This window comes from Roseovarius tibetensis, from assembly GCF_050896375.1.
GTDB lineage: Bacteria > Pseudomonadota > Alphaproteobacteria > Rhodobacterales > Rhodobacteraceae > Roseovarius > Roseovarius tibetensis.
The window spans coordinates 1-4,304 of record NZ_JBPBBB010000091.1; the positions used below are offsets into that span (position 1 = coordinate 1).

The 4,304-nt window shown below is 62.5% G+C and carries 5 protein-coding genes and 1 pseudogene; 1 reads left to right on the forward strand and 5 read right to left on the reverse strand.

Translation table 11 applies throughout. The annotated features are described in order from the left end of the window. Nucleotides 1-12: 12 nt before the first annotated feature. Nucleotides 13-174, forward strand: a complete 162-nt coding sequence (locus ACROSR_RS20245) for a hypothetical protein (protein WP_432687686.1) — start codon at nucleotides 13-15, stop codon at nucleotides 172-174. 321 nt (nucleotides 175-495) lie between these two features. Here the strand turns inward: ACROSR_RS20245 and ACROSR_RS20250 are convergent, their stop codons facing one another. The 5 genes and pseudogenes from ACROSR_RS20250 to ACROSR_RS20270 all read right to left on the reverse strand — a co-directional run. Next, nucleotides 496-1,035, reverse strand: coding sequence for a hypothetical protein (locus tag ACROSR_RS20250; RefSeq protein ID WP_432687682.1), 540 nt, complete (start codon nucleotides 1,033-1,035; stop codon nucleotides 496-498). Nucleotides 1,036-1,038: 3 nt separating this feature from the next. Continuing rightward, nucleotides 1,039-2,394 carry an oxygen-independent coproporphyrinogen III oxidase gene (hemN, locus tag ACROSR_RS20255; protein WP_432687683.1) on the reverse strand — a complete coding sequence of 452 codons (1,356 nt, stop codon included), beginning with the start codon at nucleotides 2,392-2,394 and terminating at the stop codon, nucleotides 1,039-1,041. A gap of 228 nt (nucleotides 2,395-2,622) precedes the next feature. Then, complete coding sequence (locus ACROSR_RS20260; protein WP_432687684.1) at nucleotides 2,623-3,114, reverse strand: cytochrome c; 492 nt, start codon at nucleotides 3,112-3,114, stop codon at nucleotides 2,623-2,625. Between the two features lie 309 nt (nucleotides 3,115-3,423). Further along, nucleotides 3,424-3,945: a DUF2478 domain-containing protein gene (locus ACROSR_RS20265; protein ID WP_432687685.1), complete on the reverse strand. Its 522-nt coding sequence runs from the start codon at nucleotides 3,943-3,945 to the stop codon at nucleotides 3,424-3,426. 17 nt (nucleotides 3,946-3,962) lie between these two features. Next, a pseudogene (locus tag ACROSR_RS20270) lies at nucleotides 3,963-4,304 on the reverse strand (gephyrin-like molybdotransferase Glp); the annotation flags it as partial.

Below are 4,304 nucleotides of genomic sequence, written 5' to 3' on the forward strand. Positions count from 1 at the left end.
GGCCTCGCGCCCTTGCTGCTGGAAACCAGCACGCAGGCGCAGACGGTAAAACCGTTGGTGATCTCGGTGGTCTTCGGACTGATCAGTGCAACCGTTCTGGTCCTGCTGGTCCTGCCCGCCTTCTATGCCATCCTCGATGATCTCCGGCCAAGCCGCCGATCGCAGGAGACATGAAACCAGAACGCGTGGGCGCGGCACGTGCTGGCCGATCAAGAACGTCTCCGACGATTTTCTCATGCTTTCGAGGATCCGCCAAAAACGCGATAGGAGCCTTCCGGGGGAGAGAGAGCCAGATCAATCCCTACCTATGCAACAGCGATACCGAGACAGCGCGCTGAATGCCCGATTCCAACCAGGCTGGAAAAGGTGTGCCCAAGCCTACCGCAAGGCACTGCAACAGAGGTCTGGCTCCACTATGAGGCGCACGCAGCTCGGAAAAAACAAGATCACGCGCCGGTGGGCGAAACGCGGAACACGCCCCTCGGCACCGCATGATCAGCGCACCATCTCGAGCCATGTCTTCGGGACGATCTGCCCCGCCCTGGGCAAGGGCGCGGGGCTGGTCCTGGCGGTCTGCAATACCGACGCGATGCCCCTGCACCATGCCGAAATCGCCCGTACCGTGGCACCGGGTGCCGACGCCGTCGTGCTCATGTATAGGCCGGTTGGCATATGACCGACGCGCGCGTCATGCCCGACAATATCTGCGTCCTCCCGCTGCCAGCCAAATGTCCCGAACTCGATCCGGTCGAAAACATCTGGCAATTCGTGCGCGATAATTGGCGCTCCAACCGCATCTTCGAGTTCCATGACGAGATCCTCGATCATTGCTGTGCCGCGTGGAACAAACTGACCAGCCAGCCCGACCGCGTCGCTTCCATCGGATGCCGCCAATAGGCACAAGAGTTCTGATCCGTGCAGGTTGGTATAAGGGCAGTCACGCATCACGCCTGACTTGCGCAACAACGCCGCCTGACATTTTCGATGAACGAAACTGTCCTGAAGGTGATGCGAACCGATCTCAGTCCCGGTCAAGATTCAGGATGCCCGGGAATACGTCATACGATCCGGAACGTGTTGGTCGAATTCGGCCGCGATCATGCGCGTCAGCGGTCGGCCCTCCTGCGCGATCTCGAGCTGATGCTCGCGCAGTCGCACGACCCCGTCATACTTGGCGGCGATGCGTGTGAGGGTGTCCAAAAGGGTCTTGGCGCGCGGTCCGCATTCCGCCTGAAGAGCGTCAAGATCGATCATGAAGTCACACATCAGGAGTTCAATGGCGCGTGCGCGCAGCCGGTCCTCGTCGGTCAGGGCATAGCCCCGCGATCCGGCAAACCCGCCCGCCTCGATCCGCTGGATATAGGCCGCCGTCGCAGGGGCATTCTGCACATAGCCCGCCGGAAAGCGCGAGATCGATGAGGCCCCGAGACCGATCAGTGTCTGACAGGTATCCGCCGTGTAGCCTTGGAAATTGCGCCGTAGCCGCCCGGTTCTGAGGGCTGTGTCGAGCGCGTCGCCCGGGCGGGCGAAGTGATCTATGCCGATCGACGTCAGCCCGGCTTCGGCGAATTGCGCCGCGGCGAAGGTCGCAAGCCGGTAGCGCGCCATGTCATCGGGCAGCGCAGCCTCGTCGATCAGCTTTTGTCGCCTGGACACCCAGGGCACATGCGCATAGCCGAAGAGGGCCACCCGATCCGGTGCAAAGCTGCGCACCTTGGCGATTGTATCGGTGATCCGCTCCGGTGTCTGATGCGGCAGCCCGTAGACGAGATCGGTGTTCAGCGACGTGATCCCGGCCGCGCGCAAGTCATCGACGCAGGCTTGCGTGACGTCGAACGGTTGAATCCGGCCGATCGCGGCCTGCACCTCGGGGTCGAAATCCTGAATGCCGATGGAGGCGCGGGTCATGCCCTCGGCGGCAAGCGCGTCGATCTTGGCGCGATCGACCATCGTCGGGTCGATCTCGACAGAGAATTCGAACTCGTCATCCGGCGGAAACACCGCGCGGATCGCGCGCGCAAGGCGATGGATCAGCGGCGGCGGCAGGATCGTCGGCGTGCCGCCGCCCCAATGCAGCCGCCCCATGCGCAGCCCGGCAGGCACCGTACGCCGCATCAGATCAAGCTCCGCCTCAAGTGTGGCGATATAGGCCTCGACCGGGCCGAGCGTCCGGGTCCCCTGGGTGTGGCAGGCGCAGAACCAGCACAGGCGTTCGCAAAACGGGATGTGGATGTAGACCGACACAGGCACATCCGGATCGAGACCGTGGAGTGCCTCCTGCTGAAACTCTGCCCCGGCCTGCGGTGTGAAGACCGCCGCCGTCGGATATGACGTGTAGCGCGGCACGCGCGCGTCGAAGAGGCCCAGCTCTCTGAGGGTCTGAATATGTTCCATGACTGTATCTTGCGGCCGGAACCACAACGGGACTTTGTTGCAGATCAAACTGGTCGCGGAAATTTGCGTCCATCTGGCCCGCGAAACACGACCCGCTGGTGTCGGCAGTATTAGAGTGCGCCGGAGAGCAAGGTCAGCAACACAGATGCCGAGGCAGATCCGCAGGTAGCCCGCAGTTCATCTGCAAAAGGTAGAGAATCGGCTATGCATTGCGCCAGCGCAAAGTCTCTATTCCGCGAGCATGGGAAAGCGATCCGTCGCATAGCGCGCATGACAGGCGGTGCAGGCCTCGATCATTCGACCGAAGTCCGCAAGCTGCAAATCGCTGTCACCATCGCGTGCCGCTTTGGCAAGCCCGGCTGCAAGGTTATGAAAGGCCCGATCTTGCGCCACGAAATCGTCCGGTACCGCGGCTATCAGAGCCTGCTTGTCCTGTGGCGTCATTTTCTGCTTAAGGATAAAACTGTCGTGGATATTCTGTGCAAGCTCTGCGACACGCGCGTCATTGCCGGCAATCAGTGCCGACAAGATCTCCCGGCTGGCGTCTTCGACGGCGCGCATTTCCGTGCGCAGCAGATGCTCAAGTTTCGGCGTGAGGTTCGGAGAAACCGGTTGCGTCTCCTGTGCCTCCGCCAACGGCCCGGTCAGGGAACCGGCGACCACCGCCAAACAGGCGAGAATGATGTGACGGAACGTCCTCTTTCTGGTACATTTTGTCATGTGGCGCGTCCTTGTTCCTGATCCTTGCATCGATCCGGTCCGGTTGCCGGTTCGGCGCAGCGGCATGCCGAACCCCTTGAAGAGGCTTGTCTTGCGAATTTCGCGACGCCCCGCGACCAGAAGACGGTGTTCCGAGCACCGTCGCGAAAGTAATGACCGGATGATGAATGACTGCGCCCGTCGATTACAGGCGCTCCCGAGATGCCTGCAACATGACCGCACCCGCTCACATGCTCAGAAAATCCGGGAATCGAAGGGGCATCCAAAACATGCATGCCGATTCACACCGCACGATTCATGAGGACATGCTCAGGCATCCGCGAGCCGTCCGCGCACCGCGTCCTGAACCCAGTCATCAAGCGCGCCGCGCTCGGGTGGCAGGTGAATGGCGAGCCCCTCGGCGAAGTCCTCGAACGCCTCGCGGTTCAGCGCATTGACACCGACAAGAACGGGCACGTGCATGTCAACGGCCTGGGCGATCACGGCCCGGAACCCGCGCCCCTCTGCTTCGTGCTTTCCAAACTTGTTGATGATGAGCAGATCGGCACCGGCGGTGAGACGGGACTCGACCAGCCCGACCGCCACCTCGAGAGCCGCTGGATCGAGCCGACAGCCACGTGCAGACGGGCCGAGGCTCTGGCTGATGCGCAGGACAGGGCCATCGGGCAGTACGCGGATATCCATGTCGCACGGGCTTTCATCTGCAGGCTTGGTGTTGATCTGGACGGTGCCGCAGCACCGCAAACCCCGTGTGGTAAGGATCGCGGCGAGCCTTTCGAGGATCAGGTCCGTGTTACCGCGCCCCATGGCCATGGTATAGGCAAGCATCATGTCAATGGTCCTTACATTTACCGCAAGGGCTGGAAATCGACGAGCGCACCGGCTGGAAGATCCTCGACCTCGGCGGGCAGGAAGATCAGGCCGTCGGCGCGCGGCAGGCCGCCAACGCGGCCCGAATGGATGGCATCGTCGAAGGTGACGACCTCGCGGCCCGCGGCATCGAACCCGACACGCGTCGCCAGACGCACCTCGCAACGCCCCGGCTTGCGGCCGATGCTCCGCTCGGTGACCGCATGGCGGCGGGCCGGTCCGCGTCCCGTTTCGCCCGTCATTGCCCTGGCCAGGGCTGTGCCGAAAACCTGCCAGGTGACGAAGGCCGATAGCGGATTGCCCGGCAGGCCAAGCCATAC